The sequence below is a fragment of the Leucobacter sp. OLIS6 genome (assembly GCF_002752355.1).
GTDB lineage: Bacteria > Actinomycetota > Actinomycetes > Actinomycetales > Microbacteriaceae > Leucobacter.
This window is the reverse complement of the sequence record NZ_MRAV01000014.1, coordinates 389,188-407,815: the sequence shown is the minus strand read 5'-3', so window position 1 is coordinate 407,815 and position 18,628 is coordinate 389,188. Positions and strand designations below refer to the sequence as shown.

Here is an 18,628-nt window from a genome sequence, read left to right as displayed (position 1 = left end):
CGTACACCGGTATGGGAAGTGACGTGCTGCGGCGCGGAGTCGCTGCCTGGATCTACTGGAGTACCGTTCTGGCGGTCGGGTCGGCGACGATCTACGGGGTCGTCCAGCACGCCGAAGATGCCGGTGGTAGTGGCGGTATCGGGTGGTTCTATGCGCTCATCTGGCTTCCCGCCCTATTCGGCGGATTGACTCTGGGGGCCGTGCTCGGGCTGCTTGCCCGTGCCCTCAATTCGAGGCCGCGAACCGACCGCCCACAAGATGAATCGCGGCCTCGATTTCCCGCTGCGGCGCTCTGGACTGGCGTCTGGTGCGCCGGCGGCTTTCTCGTGATCGCTGGGGCGATTCTGCTCGCCGATCGGCTCGCTCGCCCCGCGGAGGTCCTCGGCGGTTCCCTGTATGCCGTCCTTCCACTCCTCATCCCGGCGATTCCCCTGGGCCTGGTCAGCGCGCTCGGGACAGTCGTGGTGCCGCGGACGCTGCTGACCAGCCCTGCAGCGCCGGCGCGCCCTGACCGGATGGCGATGTTCGGAGCCGGACTCGGTGCGGCCCTGGTCGGGGGCGTGCCCTTGGGTCTCGTCCCGTCTGCTACTTTCTCATTCGCGGCAGCGGTTCCGTTCGGCGTCGGCTTCCCGATCGCATTCGTCCTGCTCTTCCTCCTGGCGATCGGATTCACCGGCTTTCGACTGCGGAGCCTGCACGGTCGGTGAGCGGCGCGAGCTTCAGCGCCGCTCGCGCGGGCCGAGCAGGCCGATGACGAACGCGGCGCCCTCGGCCTGCATGCCGTTGCGGTAGTACGACACGTGACCCTTCTCGTCCAACGAGTCGCTGGCCTGGCAGACGAAGTCGTTCTTGACGCAGTAGTCGCGGATGCGGTCCGCGAACGGCGCGAGCACGCCGGCACGACGGGGGAGGATCCCGCCGACCTTCTCGTCGAAGGTGCCGACGTCGTAGGGTTCGCCGCCCGCGAAGCGGGGATCCCCGTAGAGGACCACCGCGAGGATCCGATCCTTCGCCGCTGCATCGAGCTCGCCGACCGTCTCACCGATCAGCCGGTCCTTCGGCTCCGCGAGCGCGTCCCCGATGACGAAAGCGCCCTGGGAATACCCGAGCAGGATCGTCCGCTGATCGGGGCAGTGCTCCGCCTGAACGTTGAGCTGATCGATCAGCCGGCGCACGCCCTCGGTGCCGCCCTCGTTGATGTCGGTGTCCGCCGGGTAGAACAGGTTCGCCGTGAGCATCTCACCGGGGCGCGCCTCGGCGATGCGACGAGCGACCGGGGTGACGAGCTGGTTGTCCATGGGCTCACCCGTGCCGCGCGCGGTGATGACGAGATACGCGGTGCAGTATTCGGGCTGGGCGACGGGGGCCGGATGCTTCTTCGCGTCGAACTTCTCGGCGGCCTTCGGGGGAGCGGCGGGCTCCGTCACCTTCGACAGCGAGCTCCGGGTCGCCTGCGCGTCGGGCTCGGGCGCGCAGGCCGAGAGCAACGGCGGCAGCAGCACGGCGAGTCCCAGTACCGCGGCGAGCGCCGCGCGCCGGCGGCGGACAGGCCGCACCCGGCCGCCGCGCACGGTCGAATCCATCGCGCGGTCACGCATCGAGCATCGCGTCTTCCTCATCGGCGTCGCTGGGCCCGCGTCGCTGCTTGCGTCGTGCACTGCGTTCGTCCTGGCGGCGCACGGCCTCGCCGTCGGCGTTCAGCGTGCGGTACTCCTGACGCGCGGCGTAGCCGACGCCGATCAGGGCGATGAGGATGAAGACGTACCACTGGAGGGCGTAGGAGAGATGCGGACCCTCGTCGCGCTCGGGCTTCGGCGGGAGGGTTCCGATCTTCGCGCTCGGGGTCTCCGAGATGAGCTGACCGTAGGACGCGGAGTAGACCTCCCCGGTCACCCCCGCGAGCTCGATCAGCTCGGGCACGTCGATGCTCGCGACGGTGTGGCCCGTGCTGCTGCGTCCCGCGATGGAGGGCTCGCTCGCGCGGAGCCGCGCCTGCACCTCGACCTCGCCCTCGGGGCCGCGCGGCAGATCCTTCGGAACGGCCTGGTTGCCGTCGACCGGAACCCAGCCCCGGTCGATGAAGAAGACGCGGCCGTCGTCGAGCCGGAACGCCTGGATCAGATCGGATCCGACGCGACCCTCGCCCGGGCGATTGCGCGCGAGGTAGGTGTCGCCGATGTATTCGCCGCGCAGTTCGACCGGGTGCCACTTCATGCGGTCTTCGTCGAACTTCGCGGGATCGGTCACGATCTCGTCGAGCGGAACCGCGGCGGCGGCGTAGTTCGCGTCGAGACGGTTGATCTCGGCGCGGGCCTCGGCCCGTCGCTCGAACTGCCAGTTGCCGAGCAGCACGCAGGCGACGGCGAAGACCGCGAACAGCGCGAAGTAGCCCAGCCAGCGGCGGCTGCGGAGGAAGCTCCACCCGATTTCGGCGGTCATCGGTCGCTGGCCTCCGCATCGTCGAGTTCGCCCACCGGCACGACCGCGAGCGGGAAGTCGCGCGCGGCGAGGAAGTCGCGCAGCACCTCCAGGTGCGCATCGCAGGCCAACCAGGTCTTGCGCCGGTCTTCGGTATGGATCTTGGGATTGCGCCAGCGGATCGCGCTCGTCGCGGCATCGGTGCAGCCGGCGCGCGAGCAGGTGAAACGCATGGCGGGTTCCTCGCCGAACGCGAGGGGGAGTCCGAGGCTCACGCGGTCGCGCCCGTCGGGTCGTCGCCCTCGGCGCTCGAGGCGGAAGACGGCCGTGCGGAGCGTCGTTCCGCGGGGGCGTCGATCACGATCAGCGTCTCCGCGGGATTCTCGTCCGCCGAATCCTCGGTCTCGGCGGCCGGCTCGGCGCTCTCGAGCTGCAGCGGGCTCGGCGCGTCGGGACGTTCGCCGTCCGTGTTGGACACCGCATTGGCGATGAGTACGGCGAAATAGGGGAGGATGATCGCTCCCGCAGCGGACAGCAGCACCCACCAGCCGCGCACGAAGAAGAGCGATGCGACGCAAGCGATCCTGATCGTCATCATGATGAAGTACGCGCGCATTCGGTGCGCACGATCCTCGGCCGGGGCCGCCCCCACCGATGTCACGCGATACTGCTCGGCCATGCTCACCTGTCCTTCCACTCAAGCCTACGCGCTCCGGGCGCGTGCAAACTGACCGTGAACCGCGATCCTCTAGGCTGGGAACCCACTCCCACGGAAGGACCCTCGATGACCACTCCCCGTACTGTGCTCGTGACCGGCGGAAACCGCGGCATCGGCTTCGCCATCGCGGAGCGCATGATCGCCGACGGGCATCGCGTGGCCGTGACCTCCCGTTCGGGCGAGGGCGGTCCCGAGGGCGCGCTCACCGTGCGCGCGGACGTGAGCGACGCCGCGTCGATCGACGCCGCGTTCTCCGAGATCGAGGCCGAGCTGGGCGCGGTCGAGGTCGTCGTCGCGAACGCCGGGATCACCAAGGACACGCTGCTGCTGCGCATGACGGAGGAGGAGTTCACGAGCGTCATCGACACGAACCTGACCGGCACCTTCCGCGTGGTGAAGCGCGCCGCCAAGGGGCTGCTCAAGGGGCGCTTCGGACGCGTCATCCTCATCTCGAGCGTGGTCGGCCTCTACGGTTCGCCCGGGCAGATCAACTACTCGTCCTCGAAGGCCGCGCTCGTGGGCTTCGCCCGCTCGCTCACCCGCGAGCTCGGTGCGCGCAACATCACTGCGAACGTCATCGCCCCGGGCTTCATCGAGACCGACATGACCGCGGCCCTTCCCGAGGCGCAGCAGGAGCAGTACCGGGCGTCGATCCCCGCCGGCCGCTTCGGGCAGGTCTCCGAGATCGCCGGCGCGGCATCCTTCCTCGCAGGCGACGACGCGGCCTACATCTCCGGCGCGATCATCCCGGTCGACGGCGGCATGGGCATGGGCCACTGACCTCATCCTGACGGCTGGCCGGGAAGGGGCGTCGAACCCTGGCCCGGCCGGTCGACCGGGTCTAGATTGGGCCCATGAGCGCAGAGACGAGTCCCCGTTCCCTCGACCGAGTCGCCGCCGACGCGGCGCAGCTGACGCAGGCCTACCGGGCCCCCGAGATCCTGCGGGTGGTGAACGTCTGGGACGCGGTCAGCGCGCGCGTCGTCGCCGATCTCCCGGGCACCACGGCGATCGCCACCGCCGGGCACGCCATCGCCGCGAGCCACGGATACGGTGACGGCGAGCAGATCCCGCTCGACCTCATGATCGCGGCGATCGAGCGGATCGTGCGGGCCGTCGATCTGCCGGTCACCGCCGACCTCGACGGCGGCTTCGCGGACGCGGGGGAGACGGTGCGGCGCGCGATCGGCGCGGGAGCTTCCGGTGCGAACATCGAGGATCGCCTGCGGCCGTTCGACGAATCGGTCGCGCTGATGCGCGCGGCGGTCGAGGCCGGCGAGCGCGAGGGCGTGCCGTTCGCGCTGAACGCGCGCACCGATGCGCTGGTCCGCGGTGGCGACCGCCCCCGGAGCGAGAGCATCGCCGACGCGATCGAGCGCGGACGGGCCTACTTGGACGCCGGCGCCACCGCCGTGTTCGTCCCGGCGATCCTGAACGCCGACGAGACCGAGCAGCTGGTCGCGGGCATCGGCGATCGGCGTATCAGCGTCATCGGCCTGCCCGGTGCGCTGCGCGCGGCGGAGTACGAGGCGCTCGGCGTCGCCCGCATCTCGTACGGTCCGATGCCGCAGAACGTCGCGCTGGGCGCGCTGAAGGCGCTCGGAACGGACCTGCTCGCCGACGGCGTGCTGCCGGCGGACGTGGAGCAGCTCAACAACTTCTGAGCCGGTGTCATCCGAGCGAGCGCGAAGGGGCGCTGCCGACCCGGTCGGCAGCGCCCCTTCGGCCGCTGAGAGGCTCGGATGCTCGGATGCTCAGGAGAGACGATCGAGCAGGGGGATCGTCAGCGCGAGATCGTCCTCGATGGTCACGTCGGCGCGCTCGCGCACGACGGGCTTGGCGTTGAACCCGACGGAGAGCTCCGCGACGGCCATCATCTCGAGATCGTTGGCGCCGTCCCCGATGGCGACGGTCGCGGAGAGCGGGATCCCCGCCTCCTCGGCCCACTCGCGCAGCGCCTCCGCCTTGGCCGCGGCGTCGATGATCGGACCGGTGACGCGGCCGGTGAGCACGCCGTCCGCGACCTCGAGCCGGTTGGCGCGCCAGCGATCGAGTGCCAGGTCGGCCGCGAGGGGATCGAGTACCTCGTGGAACCCGCCCGAGACCACGCCGACCACGCCGCCGCGCGCGTGCACCTCGGCGACGAGTTCGTGGATGCCGCGGCTCGGACGCACCCGGGCGTACGCGTCGGCGAACACCGACTCCGGGGTGCCCCCGAGTGTTGCCACCCGTTCGCGCAGGCTCTCGGCGAAATCGAGCTCGCCGCGCATGGCGCGCTCCGTCACCTCGGCGACGAGTTCGCGGGTGCCGGCGACCTCGGCGAGCAGTTCGATCACCTCGTCCTGGATGGTGGTGGAGTCGCAGTCGAGCACGACGAGCGGGCGAACACGAGAATCGGCGGTCATGCGCACCAGTCTGGCACGCGGGCGGGGCTAGGCTTGACCGCATGGTGAATGTGCTCCGACTCTCCGATGTGTCCTACGTGCGCGACCGCCGGCCGATCCTCGACGGGATCGACTGGGCCGTGGAGAGCGATCAGCGCTGGGTGGTGCTCGGACCCAACGGCGCGGGCAAGACCACCCTGCTGAAGCTCGCGACCGCGAATGACTACCCGACGCGCGGCACCGTCGAGGTGCTCGACGAGACGCTCGGCCGCGTCGACATCTTCGAACTGCGCAACCGGCTCGGCTTCGCGTCCTCGGCGACCGCCCGCCGGATCCCGAACGACGAGACGGTGCGCAATCTGGTGCTGACCGCCGCGTACTCGGTCGAGGGCCGGTGGAACGAGGAGTACGACGACTACGACCTGCGGCGCACCGATCGCGTGCTCGCCGAGTGGGACCTGCTCGCGCTCGCCGACAACGCCTTCGGCACGCTGAGCGACGGTGAGCGCAAGCGCGCCATGATCGCGCGGTCGGTCATGACGGATCCGGAGCTGCTGCTGCTCGACGAGCCGAGCGCGAGCCTCGACCTCGGTGCGCGCGAGCGCCTGCTGCAGATGCTGTCGGGCTTCGCGCAGTCGCCCAGTTCGCCCGCGATGGTCATGGTCACCCACCACGTCGAGGAGATCCCGCCGGGGTTCACCCACCTGCTGATGCTCCGCGACGGGCGCGTGCAGGCCGCGGGCCCGCTGGCGGAGACCCTGACCGAGCAGAACCTCGAGGCGACGTTCGGGCTGCCGTTCGAGCTCTCGGTGCGCGACGGCCGCTACGCCGCGATCGCGCGTCCGTAGGGAAACGCCTCGCCCCGACCCGGCGCCCGCGGCCGCGCTCGTGATAGAATCGATCCTCGGTGCGGGTAACCGTGCCGCTCCCAAGACCTCTGGGCGTGCTGTTACACGCCCTTTCCAGGCGCACATCTTAAGGACCACTCCATGAAGAACGACATCCACCCCGAGTACAACGCCATCGTGTTCCGCGACCTGGCCTCGGGCGAGACCTTCCTCACCCGTTCGACGCTGACCAGCGAGAAGACCATCGAGCTCGACGGCGCGACCTACCCGGTCATCGACGTCGAGATCTCGAGCGCCTCGCACCCGTTCTACACGGGCAAGCAGCGCATCATGGACTCGGCCGGCCGCGTCGAGAAGTTCAACCAGCGCTTCAAGGGCTTCGGCGCCTAAGCAGCTGCAGCCAGACCGGCTCCTGGCGGGGCGGCGATCTTCGGATCGCCGCCCCGCCGTCGTTTTCGGGGCGGTGTTCGCGGTCGAGGCCGGGCTCAGGCCCAGTGTGCCGGCTGCGCTCTAGGCTGGCTGGGCGCTGCGTCGGCTGCGCCCTGCGAGAGGACGGGTTTTCGACGAGAGAACGGGTGTTGTCCAGGCGATCAGGCGTTCTCTCGTCGAACTCCCGTGCTCTCGTCGCCCCGAGAGCTCAGCCGTTCGTGCGCAGCGGCCAACCGCCGTCGGCGATGAAGTGCGGATCCCGAGCACGGCGCATGTAGTCCTGGAAACTCGCAGCCTGCGCGGCGGCCCAGCCGATCTGCGCCTGATGGAGCTCAGGCAGCTCTCCCGGGAGTGAGGCGGCGTACTTGCGCGCGATGGCCTGGAGCACGCGGCCCGTCGCGATGGCGTCCTCGCCGGCGTCGTGCGCCGCGGTGCCCAGCTCGACGCCGTAGTGCTCGGCCACCGCGACGAGCGTGCGCTTGCCCTTGCGGTACCGGTCGAACTGCTTGTCGAGGATGAGCGGGTCGAGCACGGGGGAGAGGGGCTCGAGCCAGGCGACCCCGTGGCGCGCGGCCTCGGCACGCAGCAGCGAGAGATCGAACGGCGCGTTGTACGCGACGATCGGGAATCCGCGCTCGATCATGGCGGCGAGCTGCTCGATGATCTGCGCGACGCCCACAGCCGGGTCGACGCCGCTCGCGCGGGCCACCTCGGTGCTGATGCCGTGCACGCGCACGGCGGGCTCGGGGATCTCGACGCCCGGATCGATCAGCCAGTCGTAGCGCTCGGTCACCTCGCCGCCGGGGCCGACGAGCGCGATGGTCGAGGTCACGATGCGTGCGCTCGCGGTCTCCACGCCGGTGGTCTCGGTGTCGAACACCGCGAGGTGCTCTGCCCAGAGGGGGAGTCGTTCGGTCATTCGCTGATCCTTCCTTCGGCTCGATGCTATCGGCGGCCGCCGACAACGGCCGCGGCGCCGCGTTCGGATCGGATGCCCAGGCCTTCCCGGGCTTCTGCACACCCGCGGCTCCGCATTCGCACAGGGCCGCCCGGATACACTCGGACTGTGAACGACGCACCTTCCGACCTCATCGTGCCGACCCTCGGAATCGGCACGCGCACCTGGCAGTACGGCGATCCTGACGGCGCCGCACTGATCCTCGTGCACGGGTTCCGCGGCGACCATCACGGGCTCGAGGGGCTCGCTCTGCGCATCGCCGAGCTGCAGCCCGACCTGCGCGTCCTCGTTCCCGACCTGCCCGGTTTCGGCGAGACCCCGGCGGTGCCCGACCGCGAGCACGGCATCGCGCTCTACGGCGAGTGGCTGCGCGCCTTCGCCTCGGAGGCGGCGCCCGACGGGCACGCGATCCTCGGGCACTCGTTCGGCACGCTCGTCGTCTCGAACGCGGTCTCCACGGGCCTCGATCCGCGCCTCGCGATCCTCATCAATCCGATTTCGGCGCCGGCGCTCGAAGGCCCGCAGGCGCTGCTCACGCAGCTGGCGATCGCGTACTATCGCGCGGCCGACGTGCTGCCGGAGCGCGCGGCCCGCGGGCTGCTCGGGCATCCGGCGATCGTGCGCACCATGAGCATCGTCATGGCGAAGACCCCTGACCCCGAGGAACGCGCTTGGATCCACGGTCAGCACGACCGCTATTTCAGCCGGTTCTCCGACACGACCACGCTGCTGCAGGCGTTCCGAGCCTCCGTGTCGCACACGGTCACCGCGTCAGCCCCCGACTACTCCATGCCGACGCTCATCATCGCCGGTGAGGTCGACGACATCACCCCGATCACCGAACAGCTGTCGCTGCACCGCAAGATCGAGGGATCCGAGCTCCGGATCCTGCCGGCCATCGGGCATCTCGTGCACTACGAAGCGGTGGAGGACGCTGCGGCGATGATCACGGCATTCCTGCGGGCGCACGCGGGGGAGCGGGTCGCGTGAGGATCCACCGCATCGACGATCTCTCCGCTCCCGAACTGGCCGACTACACGCAGCTGACCGACGTCGCGCTGCGCCGGGTCCGGGAGCCCGAAGAAGGGCTCTACCTCGCCGAGTCTCCGAAGGTGATCGACCGGGCGCTGCGCGCCGGTCATCGTCCGCGCTCGGTGCTCCTCCTGGAGGAGTGGATCCCGAAGCTCGAGGACGTGCTCGCCGGGCACCCCGAGGTACCGGTCTACGTCGGCTCCTCCGAGCAGCTGGCGCAGCTGACCGGCTTCCACATGCACCGGGGCGCGCTCGCCTCGATGCATCGCCCGGCGCCGCGCGACCCGGGGGAGCTGCTGCGCGCCTCCCGCCGCGTCGTCGTGCTCGAGGATCTCGCGGACCACACCAACGTCGGCGCGATCTTCCGTTCGGTCGCCGCGCTCGGAGCCGACGCGGTGCTGCTGACCCCCGCGTGCGCGGATCCGCTCTACCGCAGGGCCGTGCGCGTGAGCATGGGCGCCGTGCTGCAGGTGCCCTGGGCGCGCCTGCCGGACTGGCGCGAGGCCGGTCCGCTGATCCGCGAGTCCGGCTACGAGCTCGCGGCGTTCGCCCTCAGCGACGATGCGATCGACCTCGCCGACTACGTCGGTGCACTGCCGGATCGTCTCGCACTCATGTTCGGGACCGAAGGGGACGGCCTCACCCGCCGCGCCCTCGCCTCGTCGACCCGCGTCGTGACGATCCCGATGGAGCACGGCGTCGACTCCCTGAACGTCTCCACGGCCGCCGCGCTCGCGCTGTGGGCGGTGCGTACCGCCGACCGCCCGGCGGGTGCGGGGGAGCTCGCGCAGTGACCGACGTCGCCAGGGTGAGCAGAGGCCGGGCGATCGCGATCGCGATCTGCGCGGCGGTGATCGGCGTGCTGTCGTACGTGCTCGGCGTCGGCAGCACGACGGGTCAGCAGGCGGAGGCGAGCGTACTGGATGCGGCGACCTTCACGATGGATCCGCCGGCGCCGCTCAACCTCGTCTCGGTGTCCTCCGTCGCACTGGCCCTCGCACTGATCGGTGGTCTGACCATTGCGGCACACGGTTTCCGCCGTGCGTTCGTGATCGTCTTCACGGCGGGCTTCGCGATCCTCGCTTCTCAGCTGCTCAAGCAGCAGCTGCTGACCCGACCGGGCCTGTTCGAGTTCGACGCGCCGAACACCTTCCCGAGCGGCCACATGACCGTCTTCACGGCGCTCCTCGCCGCGGTGATCTGGGCCGTACCCCCGCGAGTCCGGGCCGTGGTGGGGCTGGTCGGCGCCCTCGTGATCGGCGCGGCGGCCTGGCAGCTGCTCGCCTTCGGCTGGCACCGCCCGAGCGACGTCCTCGGCGCGCAGGCGCTCGTGCTGTTCATCTTCGCGCTGCTGACCGTGCTCCATCCGCCGCGCCTCGGGTCACCGGCGGCGCTCGGCGCGACCGCTCGCGTGATCCTGACCGTGCTCGGCGTGATCGCCGTGCTCATCGCCCTGGCGATCGCGGCGTTCGCGGCCCTCGACTCGGCGAGTTCGTTGCTGCTCATCGCGGGGGAGCTGGGAGTGCTCGGCACCGGGCTGCTCACCACCCGGTGCCTGCTCGCGCTGGCCGGCTAGCTCGCAGCAGGAGGAGCGGCAGAACCGCTCAGCCGCGATCGGCCAGGCGCGCCTCGAGCTGCGTGATCCGCGCCTCGAGATAGGCGATGTAGTCGGCAGCGAAGTCGGCCTTGGCCTCGAGCCGATCGAGGCGCGGCAGGATGTGATGGTCGTTTCCGGCGAGCGGCATCCTCAGCGGATGGGCCGCATCGATGAGGGCGAAGTTCTGGTGGACGGCGTTGTTCTCCACCGGTACAGATTCCGTCATGGCTTCGACGCTAGCGCAGGAATCGCGACGATTCGGATTGTCGCGTCTGTTGTTATGTCAGCTCTACCGCTTGGCGCCGCGATGTCCCGGTCTGCCAGAGCGGATCGTCGCCTCCGAAGCCGAATGCGCGGTCGGCGTCGTCGGTGCGCCTCGGGTCGATGCGCCGCATTCGCAGCCGGATCTTGATCGGTATCCGGTGGGCGCCGCACCATACGTCGCGACGAGACCCGATGTCGCGTGGGCGGAAATGCGAGCATGCGGCCACACCAGCCTCGGTCTTTCCTCGCACCGCCATGTCTCGATAATCTATATTATGTCAGTTTGGGTTTGACGCGGGGTCCCCTGCGTTGTCGGGTGCGTGCGCCTGAGCTCTGAGAACCATCCGCAAACCTCTCTGGTGGTCGGTCGTCAACAGAATGGCGTGGCGGCTGAACGCCCAGTCCCGGCCGAGTGCACAAGGAACTGCGCGACCAGGAATCGAGCGGGCGAAGTCAAGCCGACAGAGCTCCGCGATCCGGGCTGAACGCCGTCGCGTTCCTGCCTTCGAAGGGCCTAGCCGGCCTGATTCGCCGCCGCGTAGTCCGGCAGCTCCTGCAACGTCCAGGTGTTGCCGTCGGGATCGTCGAACCAGACGAATCTGCCCCAGCCCAGGTCCTCGATCCCCCTGGTGGCGATCCCCCGGGCTTCGAGCATGGCCTTCGCTTCGTCGGCGCTCGGCACGACCACCTGGATGGTCTTCTGCTGGCCCGGTTCGAGCGGGATGTCGAGTCCGGTGCCGAACGCGATCGAGCAGGCGGAACCCGGCGGTGTCATCTGCACGAAGCGAAGCCCCTCGGTGGGCGTGTGATCGTGGTCGGCATTGAAGCCGATTCCCACGTAGAACTCTTTCGCGCGATCCACGTCCGTGACGGGAACGAAGATCAGCTCGATTTTCCAGGTCATGCCGCACCTCCAACGCGGGACGACCCCGCTCGCCCACAGCGTACGCGCGGCCACCGACATTCGAAAGAGCGCCATGGCGATTGCCAACGAGGCAGGATGACGCCCGCCTTCCCGAGGTACGGTGGCCTGGAACGGCACCCGAAGATGTGAGGTCGATATGGCGAACGTCCCCCGGATCATTCCCGCGATCACGAGCCGCGATGTCGCTGCCGCCGAGGCGCTCTACTGCGGCATCCTCGGCCTGGAGGTCGCGATGCGCGACGAGGACTCGGGGTTCCGCATGCTCCGCTCCCCCTCGAATCCGTCCGCGCAGCTCGTGATCAACGACGACGGTGCGGTCGCGCTGCCGCCCGGACTCGTGATCGATGTCGGCGAGGCCGGGGAGGTCGACCGCGTGCACGCCAGCGTCTCCGGTATGGGCCTGCCCGTCGTGGACGCGCTGAGCACTCGGGACTGGGGCATTCGACGATTCTCGTTCGTCGACACCCAGGGCGTGTGCGTCACCGTGGTCGCGCATGAGTCACCCGCGGAGCGAAGCCCCGAGGCGAACTGAAAACGGTGGGCCCGGCCGGGATCGAACCGACGACATCCACGGTGAAAGCGCCGCGGTTGGCGGTGGTCACTCCCCTGCGCAGAACCGCATGATATCAGCGGAAATCCGGGCCTCGCGGCGCTGGCACGCTTCGAGCATGGAAACTTTGCTTGAAGCGTTTAGCGTCTATCAGCGCGCCCAAAACCTCGCAGACACGACCATACGGAACCGCGAATCAATCGTCCGGTCATTCGGGCGGCGTGTCGCCACTCCCCTGCTGGAAGTCGGCACGCGCGAACTGCGCCAGTACATCGGACGCTCGGGGGTGACCGCTGGCACCAGGCGCACCGAGCGCGGTGCGCTCATCGCGTTCTACGCCTGCATGGTTGCAGACGGATACCTCCATTCGAACCCTGCTGAGGGTCTGCCCGTCGTGCGGGTACCCAAGGGCCAGCCGCGACCGTTCAGCGCTGAGCAGGTCGCCGTGATGCTCGAGAGCGGTGCGTACCGTCGCACGCGGGCGATGATCATGCTTGGCTATCACCAAGGCTTCCGCGTATCCCAGATCGCGCGAGTACGCGGCGACGATATCGACCTCGCCGAGCGCACGTTTTCAACCGTCTCGAAAGGTGGAAAGCCGGGGCTACTCCCCCTTCATCCCGAAGTCGCCGAACTTGCGCTCGATATGCCACGCACGGGCTGGTGGTTCCCGGCGCGCGACGGCAGCGACCGCCCGATAAGGGGCAGCTCAGTAACGGACTTGATAACAAAAGCCATTCGCCGTTCCGGGATCACTGATCCGCGCCTCACGCCGCATTCTCTCCGCCACGGCTTCGGCAGCGGCCTCGTTGAGCAGGGCGTCGATATCCGCGTGGTGCAGGAACTTATGCTGCATGAGGATCTATCGACCACGCAGATTTACACTCAGGTGTCACGAAAACGGAAGCACGAGGGAATCCAAGCGCTGCCGTCCGTGCGTCCTCCTGCGCGCTCAGGCCGTAGGATCGCAGCATGAATAAGCCCATCGCAGCTATTGCCCTCTCTTTGTCGTGCCTATTCCTCGCGGGGTGCTCAGCAGCTCCCGCCGGCGACGGGCGCGCGTGCATCGAGGTGCCGGCAGCGGTCAAGTCCGCAATTGCCGAAGGCGCCAATGGGGCGGCCATTACCCCCGGCGCTGCCGGCGCGGTGAAAAGCAAGGCGATGAAGGATGTGACCATCGTCGCAATGGAGTTCACCACGCCGGACGGCGAGACGTCCAAGGGTGTGTGGGGCGTTGGCGGCGACCTCGCGAGCGCGGCCGAGGCCGGCGGGACCATCGTCGCCATCGACGGATTCGCCGGCCAGTTCACGGACTGGCCGAAGCAGATCAACGGCCACAAGTTCGACGTGACCGAGGACGGCGCCGACGAGGCGCTCGCCTGCCTCGCGGCCTAGTCCGGGGTCGGGTTCGCCAGAGCGGTCCCCGTGACCCCGAACAGTGCGCCGCCGAGCACGAGCCACGCGGCGAGCTGTTCGGGGTTCACGAGCCCGTAGACGAGCGCGACGCCGCCGGCGCCGGCGAGGATGCCGTACAGCCAGCGCCGGCGGGCCAGCGTCAGCCGCTTCGTGCGCTCCCGGCGCTCGCGGCGGGTTGGGGTCTGGTCGGTCATGGGGTCGAGTCCTCTCGATAGAGCTTGTCAACGTAGGTGGGCGGATCGGCCGGCTGCCCGCCGAGGCGGTACACCTGATCGATCAGACGGCGCGTGTACGCCCACAGAGCACGGTTGGTCTGTTCAGCGGCGCCGAGGTCGCGCTGCATCCGTCCCTGAGCGGCGGTCACGTAGGTGAGCAGCGCCGCGACCACAACGCCGAACGCGGTGATCGCGGCGACTTCTACGCTCATGCGTCCGGGATGGCGTCGAGGTCCGCCTTGCTGATCTGACCGACGGCGAGCTTTTCGCCGCCGGCCTTCTCGGCGGCTCGGTAGCCGTTCCACTCGGCCTTGCTTACCGGCCGCTTCTTGCCAGTAATGGGGCTCACGGCGTAGATCGTGCCCTGCCCCTTGGTCGCTGCGTCCTGAACATAGGTCGGGTTCGCCATGAGTTCCTCCTGAGTGATGGCGGGTGCTGCCGGCTTCGAGGCCGGCTTGCTGGTGGGTGTGGTCTTGGTGATGGGTCGGAGCACGCCGAGGATCCCCCGCCGGCTGAGGTGCTCGCGGTGCACAGGGCCGGGATTCTGCGTGAGGCAATAGACGGTGTACTGGCCGGCGTTCGCGAGGGCGACGGCGACGTGCGGGAGCCCGTTGCCGTCGTAGGCGGACCAGAACACGACGTCGCCCGCCTTGATCGTCTTCCCGTCGTGACGGGTGAACAGCTTGGCAAGGTTCGGCCGATGCTTCGGGAACTGCCGCCACACCTCCGATGTCCAGCCCTCGGCGCCGGGTGCGTGCCCGTCGCCGGGCTTGCCGCCGAGCGCGTAGAGGTAGCTGAGCCACACGTCGTGACATTGGGCCGGCTGCTGCGTAGGCGCGGCGTCGAGGTCGAGCAGCTCGCCGTCAATCGACGCGGCCCACTTCTCGAGGTTCATACGGGGACTACCTTCCAGATGAATGAGACGGCCATCTGCTGGTTGTTCGCGAACTGGTAATGGCCGACGTTGATCTGTGTGTCGGTGGCGCCGCGTGAGGTCACGTTGCGCAAGACGACGAGCCCGAATCCGGTGCCGACGTTGTTGCACGAGACTTCGATGGTTTCGTCAGCGGCGATGACGGTGGGCAGCGAGACGACAGCGGTACGGCCGTAGAACGGGGCCACGCTGCTGCTCCACGCGCCGGCCGCTACGGACGCGAGGCCGGCGTAGAGGCGCCAGCCGCCGGCGCCGTTGCTTATGTAGGTCTTGCGGCCGGCATCGGTGTCCTGCCAGATCACGCCGTAGCGGGCGGCAGCGGCGGCGTTCGCTCGCTCTTGCGCGGTGCCGGACATGCGGCCGTTCCGAGCGGCGAGCACCTCGAGCGCGGCCACGCGGCTGAGGACGGCGGCGGGGTCGGCGCCGGAGTAGTCGAAGTTCTTGAGGGTGTTGTCGATGCCGAGCAGCATCTGTTGCAGCTCGGCGCCGAGCTTGTTGAACGGCGTGGTCGGGCTCGGGCCGGTCAGACCGAACGTGGGCGAGGTATACATGCTGCGGTGTCCTATCGGAGTGCGGTGATCTTGCTGTGATCGGCGACGAGGTAGCCGGCCGCGAGCTGGCCGATTGCGCGAGTGGAGGTGACTTGGCCGAGGGTGACGGTGGCGGATCCGAACACGGGGACGGGTGCCGGGTTCAGCTCGGCGCTCCACCCGCGGGGTCCGTAGCTGAGGGTGCCGCCGACGATGGAGAACGGGCCGGTGCCCGGCGCCCAGTTCGTCAGGGAGTTTCGGAACATGAACACTTCGGGCCGGCCGTTCGCGTCGAGCGGCGGGGCCGGGTTAAGGAAGCGCCGGCCGTAGCCGCCGAGGTACGTCTCAATGTCCTCGCGCGGGTGCCACTCGATTGGGCCTGTGGTCTGCCGCCCGTAGGTGCCCGTGATGGTGGTGTAGAGGTTGATATCCCACTGCGGCCAGTAGTCATATCCCCACGAGTGATCGGTGGTCATCTGCACGGTCATGGCGCTCGGCGCGTTCGGAATGAAGTTCCGTTCGTCCGACAGCTCTGTCATGGTCATGTAGGTGGGCGTGTCCGACTTCTGTCGGGTCTCGGCGCGGCGGGTCAGCTCCACGCGGGTGACCTGCTCGCGCGCTGTCGAGGCGGCGCTGATCCCGTTCTTGGGGCTGAACTGGGCGCCGTCGAGCACGAGTCCGTCGTCGTCGGATAGCCGCTGCTCGCCGTTCGCGAGCATCTCGATGCGCCGGCCGTCCGGCGGCGCGATGAACCGGATGATGTTGGCGCCCGGATCGTAGTAGACGCGGTTCTGCACCTCGGAGATTCGCGCGGTGTTCTGCAGCACGGTCAGCACCGAAACGTTCTGCTGCGTCTCGTAGGCTGCGACCGGGTACACAAGCAGCATCGACGCGTTGTCGTACTGATCGAGCCGGGTGGGCTGCCAGGCGATTGGGCTCGCGGTGCGGATATCGAGAAACAGCTTGCGCTCGGCCATCGTGCCCGGACCCCAGTGGAGCCGCTTCTGTGTCTCCTCACGGTTCGGCCATTTCGGGCCGTGTCGGCGGTCGGCCGCGAGCGGGCCGAGCTGATCGCGGGCCATGATGTCGATGAACCATACGTCTCGCCGGTTCCCGGTCTGGGGGTCGGTGAGCTTGCCGTACTTCGCGGTGATGGTCTCGATCTGGCCATCGAACACGGTCGCCTCGCCGCTCGCCGACATGACATCGCGGCGGCGGATGGTGATGGGGATCCGCCGGCCCTCGGCGGCCGTGTAGGCGAGCAGCTCGGCGCGGGGGTCGATGAGCCGCATCTTGAGCTCGGCGGGGTCCACCGCGCTCCACCAGTCGTTGGCGCCCCACGATATGTCGAACTTGGCGATGGCGGCGAGCCCTTCGGAGTGCCCGGATGCGACGAGCTGCCCGTCGATGTAGACCCGCGGGCGGTGGTTCTCAATCGTCTGCGGATCGGTCATGCGTAGATGTTCCTTTCGCGGTCGATCTGGTCGTCCTCGAGCGCCTCGCGGATCATGGCCACGAGTTCGTCGCGGTCGCCCACGTAGGCCGGGAAATTGAACTCCTGCTTGCGGTTGTCGATGACGGTGGTGCCAGCCTCGGAGCCCTTGGGGGTCGGCACGCGGGGCGCTTCGTAGGCGAGCGCGTAGCCGGCGGCGCGCGCAGTGTCGGCGAGCGGCGCCGAGTAGCCGGCGACGGCCGAATACTCGGGCGCGCTGAACGCCGCCACCTCGGGCGCAATGAGCATTCGCGCGGAGAACGACGGCATGTCGAACGCGGCGAGTTCGGGCTGCACGGGCGCCGCGAACGATGCCTTCGACATGCCGAGTAGATCCTTCGCCCACCCGGGGATCGCGTTGCTCGCGAGGTTCGCGATCCAGTCGATGGCGTTTTTCACCCAGTCGATGATGGCTTGGAAGACGCCCACGGCGGTGTTCTTGAGACTGGTGAACATGTCGCCGACAGCGCGGATCGGCGCCATGACGCGCTCGCCGAGCCAGCCGACGGCCTGCTGGATCCACTGAATGATGGCCTGCCACACGAGCACGGCCGTGTTCTTGAGATTGTTCCACCAGCCGACGACGGCGGCGATGGCCTCGCCGATGCGGTCGCCGAGCCACTGCGCGGCCTGCTTGATCCAGTCGATCACGGCCTGCCAGACAGCGGCGGCGACCTCGGCGATCTTGTCCCAGTTCTGAATGACGACGACGATAATGGCGATGAGCAGCGCGATAGCCGCGATCACGGCCAGGATGATCCACGTGATGGGCGAGGCGAGCCACGCGGCGTTGTTGGCCCACTGCGCGGCGGTCTGCACGGCCTGGATCGCGGCCCACGCCTTCATCGCGCCGTTGATGACGACGATGCCGGCCGCGAACGCTCCGAACGCGCCCACGAGCGGAGTGATCCACTCGCTGTTCTGCTGGAAATACTTGGCCAGCTCCGAGAGCTTCGTCGCGGCGTCCGCGACGATGGGCAGCAGCGACTCCCCGAGCGCGGCCTTCGCGTTCTCGAAGTTCGCTGCGGCCTTCTGCGCTGCGCCGGCTACGGTGTCCTGCTCGCGCGCGAACTGGCCTTGGGCGTCGCCGGTCTGCTTGGAGAGCAGCGAGAGCGTGGCCTGGGCCTTCGCCTGAGCGGTCATCTCGCCGGTCGAGCCGGCGGTGGCCTTCTCGAGCGCGCTGTTCGCGCTGGTGAGCGAGGCGTGCGCGCTGATGGCCTGCGTGCTCTCGGCGCCGAACTTCGCCACGGCGTCGTTGTACTTGGTCTGCGCGACGGTTGCGCGGTCCTGCGCCGCGCTCACCTTCGACACGTCCACGCTCGACTTGATGAGGCCGAGAGACATGGCCTCGGCCTTCACCATGGCTTCGTTCATCGTGACGCCGTAGCGCTCGATGGGGTCACGCTCGCCGCGGAGCAGCGAGCCGAGCGCTTCGACGGCCTCGGCAGTCGTGCCGCCGTAGGTCGCGGCGAGGTCCGAGCCGAGCCCGATCAGGTCGTTCGTCTTGGTCGCGGCGTCGCCCATCTCGAAACCCATGCCCTTGAGCTGGGCACCGAGGACGGACGCCATGTTGCCGTAGGCGGACGCGGAGAGCCCCACGGCGTCGGCCGCGTCCGCGCCGTACTTCTTCATGGTGTCGGCGTACTCGCCGAACACGCTCTCGACGGCGCCGCCGGCCTGCTGTAGCTCGCTCGCGGAGCCCACACAGTCGGCGGCGGCGGCGCCGATGGCGACGAGTGAGGCGCCGGCCCACTTCGCCGCGGTGTTCATGCGCTGGCCGAAGGCGTCGCTCTTCCCCGCGGCGTCGTCCATCGCCTTCACGGCGCTCGAGGCGTCGCCGATGATCTTGACAGCGAGGATGAGACTCTTGCCCACGGCCAGCTCCTTTCAGGTTCGGGATTCGATTTCGTCGTTCGCC

25 protein-coding genes are annotated in these 18,628 nt (G+C 69.0%); 11 read left to right on the top strand and 14 right to left on the bottom strand.

All coding sequences use genetic code 11. From position 1 onward, the window contains the following. Nucleotides 1-11 precede the first annotated feature (11 nt). Nucleotides 12-707: a hypothetical protein gene (locus BMH31_RS12060; RefSeq protein WP_099725022.1), complete on the top strand. Its 696-nt coding sequence runs from the start codon at nt 12-14 to the stop codon at nt 705-707. Between the two features lie 12 nt (nt 708-719). Here the strand turns inward: BMH31_RS12060 and BMH31_RS12055 are convergent, their stop codons facing one another. Genes BMH31_RS12055 through BMH31_RS12040 form a run of 4 tightly spaced genes read right to left on the bottom strand, consistent with a single transcriptional unit; the run spans nt 720 to nt 3,097 of the window. Next, complete coding sequence (locus BMH31_RS12055) at nt 720-1,598, bottom strand: cutinase family protein (RefSeq protein ID WP_241898268.1); 879 nt, start codon at nt 1,596-1,598, stop codon at nt 720-722. Next, nucleotides 1,591-2,439 carry an SURF1 family protein gene (locus tag BMH31_RS12050; protein WP_099725023.1) on the bottom strand — a complete coding sequence of 283 codons (849 nt, stop codon included), beginning with the start codon at nt 2,437-2,439 and terminating at the stop codon, nt 1,591-1,593. Before BMH31_RS12050 ends, BMH31_RS12055 begins: the two co-directional genes overlap by 8 nt. Continuing rightward, nucleotides 2,436-2,651 (bottom strand): hypothetical protein, encoded by a 216-nt coding sequence (locus BMH31_RS12045; protein ID WP_099725324.1) that lies wholly within the window; start codon nt 2,649-2,651, stop codon nt 2,436-2,438. The genes BMH31_RS12050 and BMH31_RS12045 overlap by 4 nt, the downstream gene beginning before the upstream one ends. Nucleotides 2,652-2,689: 38 nt before the next feature. Continuing rightward, complete coding sequence (locus tag BMH31_RS12040; protein WP_099725024.1) at nt 2,690-3,097, bottom strand: DUF3099 domain-containing protein; 408 nt, start codon at nt 3,095-3,097, stop codon at nt 2,690-2,692. A 105-nt stretch (nt 3,098-3,202) separates the two neighbouring features. Between BMH31_RS12040 and fabG the strand changes: the two genes are divergently transcribed. Together fabG and BMH31_RS12030 are read left to right on the top strand one after the other, a co-directional pair. Then, nucleotides 3,203-3,916, top strand: coding sequence for a 3-oxoacyl-ACP reductase FabG (gene fabG / locus BMH31_RS12035; RefSeq protein ID WP_099725025.1), 714 nt, complete (start codon nt 3,203-3,205; stop codon nt 3,914-3,916). 74 nt (nt 3,917-3,990) lie between these two features. Continuing rightward, a complete protein-coding gene (locus tag BMH31_RS12030) occupies nt 3,991-4,800 on the top strand; it encodes an isocitrate lyase/phosphoenolpyruvate mutase family protein (RefSeq protein ID WP_099725026.1) in 810 nt (269 codons plus the stop codon). A gap of 90 nt (nt 4,801-4,890) precedes the next feature. Here BMH31_RS12030 and serB read toward each other — a convergent pair whose 3' ends face one another. Next, a complete protein-coding gene (serB, locus tag BMH31_RS12025) occupies nt 4,891-5,541 on the bottom strand; it encodes a phosphoserine phosphatase SerB (RefSeq protein ID WP_099725027.1) in 651 nt (216 codons plus the stop codon). A gap of 41 nt (nt 5,542-5,582) precedes the next feature. Here serB and BMH31_RS12020 point away from each other — a divergent pair, with 41 nt between their 5' ends. After that, nucleotides 5,583-6,368: an ABC transporter ATP-binding protein gene (locus tag BMH31_RS12020; protein WP_099725028.1), complete on the top strand. Its 786-nt coding sequence runs from the start codon at nt 5,583-5,585 to the stop codon at nt 6,366-6,368. 141 nt (nt 6,369-6,509) lie between these two features. Beyond that, nucleotides 6,510-6,758, top strand: a complete 249-nt coding sequence (locus BMH31_RS12015; RefSeq protein ID WP_046456662.1) for a type B 50S ribosomal protein L31 — start codon at nt 6,510-6,512, stop codon at nt 6,756-6,758. A gap of 247 nt (nt 6,759-7,005) precedes the next feature. On the opposite strand, the gene BMH31_RS12010 is transcribed toward BMH31_RS12015, so the two are convergent. Then, nucleotides 7,006-7,716: an exonuclease domain-containing protein gene (locus BMH31_RS12010; RefSeq protein ID WP_099725029.1), complete on the bottom strand. Its 711-nt coding sequence runs from the start codon at nt 7,714-7,716 to the stop codon at nt 7,006-7,008. A gap of 147 nt (nt 7,717-7,863) precedes the next feature. Between BMH31_RS12010 and BMH31_RS12005 the strand changes: the two genes are divergently transcribed. From BMH31_RS12005 to BMH31_RS11995, 3 genes are read left to right on the top strand one after another with little or no spacing between them, the layout of a single operon-like run. After that, nucleotides 7,864-8,745 (top strand): alpha/beta hydrolase, encoded by an 882-nt coding sequence (locus BMH31_RS12005; RefSeq protein ID WP_241898267.1) that lies wholly within the window; start codon nt 7,864-7,866, stop codon nt 8,743-8,745. Then, nucleotides 8,742-9,581: an RNA methyltransferase gene (locus tag BMH31_RS12000; RefSeq protein WP_099725031.1), complete on the top strand. Its 840-nt coding sequence runs from the start codon at nt 8,742-8,744 to the stop codon at nt 9,579-9,581. Before BMH31_RS12005 ends, BMH31_RS12000 begins: the two co-directional genes overlap by 4 nt. After that, nucleotides 9,578-10,363 (top strand): phosphatase PAP2 family protein, encoded by a 786-nt coding sequence (locus BMH31_RS11995; RefSeq protein ID WP_241898266.1) that lies wholly within the window; start codon nt 9,578-9,580, stop codon nt 10,361-10,363. Before BMH31_RS12000 ends, BMH31_RS11995 begins: the two co-directional genes overlap by 4 nt. Before the next feature lie 28 nt (nt 10,364-10,391). Here the strand turns inward: BMH31_RS11995 and BMH31_RS11990 are convergent, their stop codons facing one another. Further along, nucleotides 10,392-10,610: a hypothetical protein gene (locus tag BMH31_RS11990; protein WP_143469876.1), complete on the bottom strand. Its 219-nt coding sequence runs from the start codon at nt 10,608-10,610 to the stop codon at nt 10,392-10,394. Between the two features lie 552 nt (nt 10,611-11,162). Continuing rightward, on the bottom strand, nt 11,163-11,552 hold the full coding sequence (locus BMH31_RS11985) for a VOC family protein (protein WP_099725033.1): 390 nt from the start codon (nt 11,550-11,552) through the stop codon (nt 11,163-11,165). Between the two features lie 157 nt (nt 11,553-11,709). On the opposite strand from BMH31_RS11985, the gene BMH31_RS11980 reads away from it, so the two are divergent. The 3 genes from BMH31_RS11980 (at nt 11,710) to BMH31_RS15435 (ending at nt 13,518) form a co-directional block, all read left to right on the top strand. Continuing rightward, nucleotides 11,710-12,105, top strand: a complete 396-nt coding sequence (locus tag BMH31_RS11980; protein WP_099725034.1) for a glyoxalase — start codon at nt 11,710-11,712, stop codon at nt 12,103-12,105. 136 nt (nt 12,106-12,241) lie between these two features. Beyond that, complete coding sequence (locus tag BMH31_RS11975) at nt 12,242-13,099, top strand: tyrosine-type recombinase/integrase (protein ID WP_158234968.1); 858 nt, start codon at nt 12,242-12,244, stop codon at nt 13,097-13,099. Then, nucleotides 13,096-13,518, top strand: a complete 423-nt coding sequence (locus BMH31_RS15435; RefSeq protein ID WP_143469874.1) for a hypothetical protein — start codon at nt 13,096-13,098, stop codon at nt 13,516-13,518. The genes BMH31_RS11975 and BMH31_RS15435 overlap by 4 nt, the downstream gene beginning before the upstream one ends. Here BMH31_RS15435 and BMH31_RS11965 read toward each other — a convergent pair. The 6 genes from BMH31_RS11965 to BMH31_RS11940 are packed head-to-tail and all read right to left on the bottom strand — an operon-like array spanning nt 13,515 to nt 18,585. Next, nucleotides 13,515-13,733 (bottom strand): hypothetical protein, encoded by a 219-nt coding sequence (locus BMH31_RS11965; protein ID WP_099725037.1) that lies wholly within the window; start codon nt 13,731-13,733, stop codon nt 13,515-13,517. The genes BMH31_RS15435 and BMH31_RS11965 overlap by 4 nt on opposite strands. Beyond that, nucleotides 13,730-13,966 (bottom strand): hypothetical protein, encoded by a 237-nt coding sequence (locus BMH31_RS11960; protein WP_099725038.1) that lies wholly within the window; start codon nt 13,964-13,966, stop codon nt 13,730-13,732. Before BMH31_RS11960 ends, BMH31_RS11965 begins: the two co-directional genes overlap by 4 nt. Beyond that, nucleotides 13,963-14,649 (bottom strand): hypothetical protein, encoded by a 687-nt coding sequence (locus BMH31_RS11955; protein WP_099725039.1) that lies wholly within the window; start codon nt 14,647-14,649, stop codon nt 13,963-13,965. Before BMH31_RS11955 ends, BMH31_RS11960 begins: the two co-directional genes overlap by 4 nt. Further along, nucleotides 14,646-15,239, bottom strand: coding sequence for a hypothetical protein (locus tag BMH31_RS11950; protein ID WP_099725040.1), 594 nt, complete (start codon nt 15,237-15,239; stop codon nt 14,646-14,648). Before BMH31_RS11950 ends, BMH31_RS11955 begins: the two co-directional genes overlap by 4 nt. A gap of 11 nt (nt 15,240-15,250) precedes the next feature. Then, nucleotides 15,251-16,672, bottom strand: coding sequence for a hypothetical protein (locus BMH31_RS11945; RefSeq protein ID WP_099725041.1), 1,422 nt, complete (start codon nt 16,670-16,672; stop codon nt 15,251-15,253). After that, complete coding sequence (locus tag BMH31_RS11940) at nt 16,669-18,585, bottom strand: hypothetical protein (RefSeq protein WP_099725042.1); 1,917 nt, start codon at nt 18,583-18,585, stop codon at nt 16,669-16,671. Before BMH31_RS11940 ends, BMH31_RS11945 begins: the two co-directional genes overlap by 4 nt. Nucleotides 18,586-18,628: the final 43 nt, after the last annotated feature.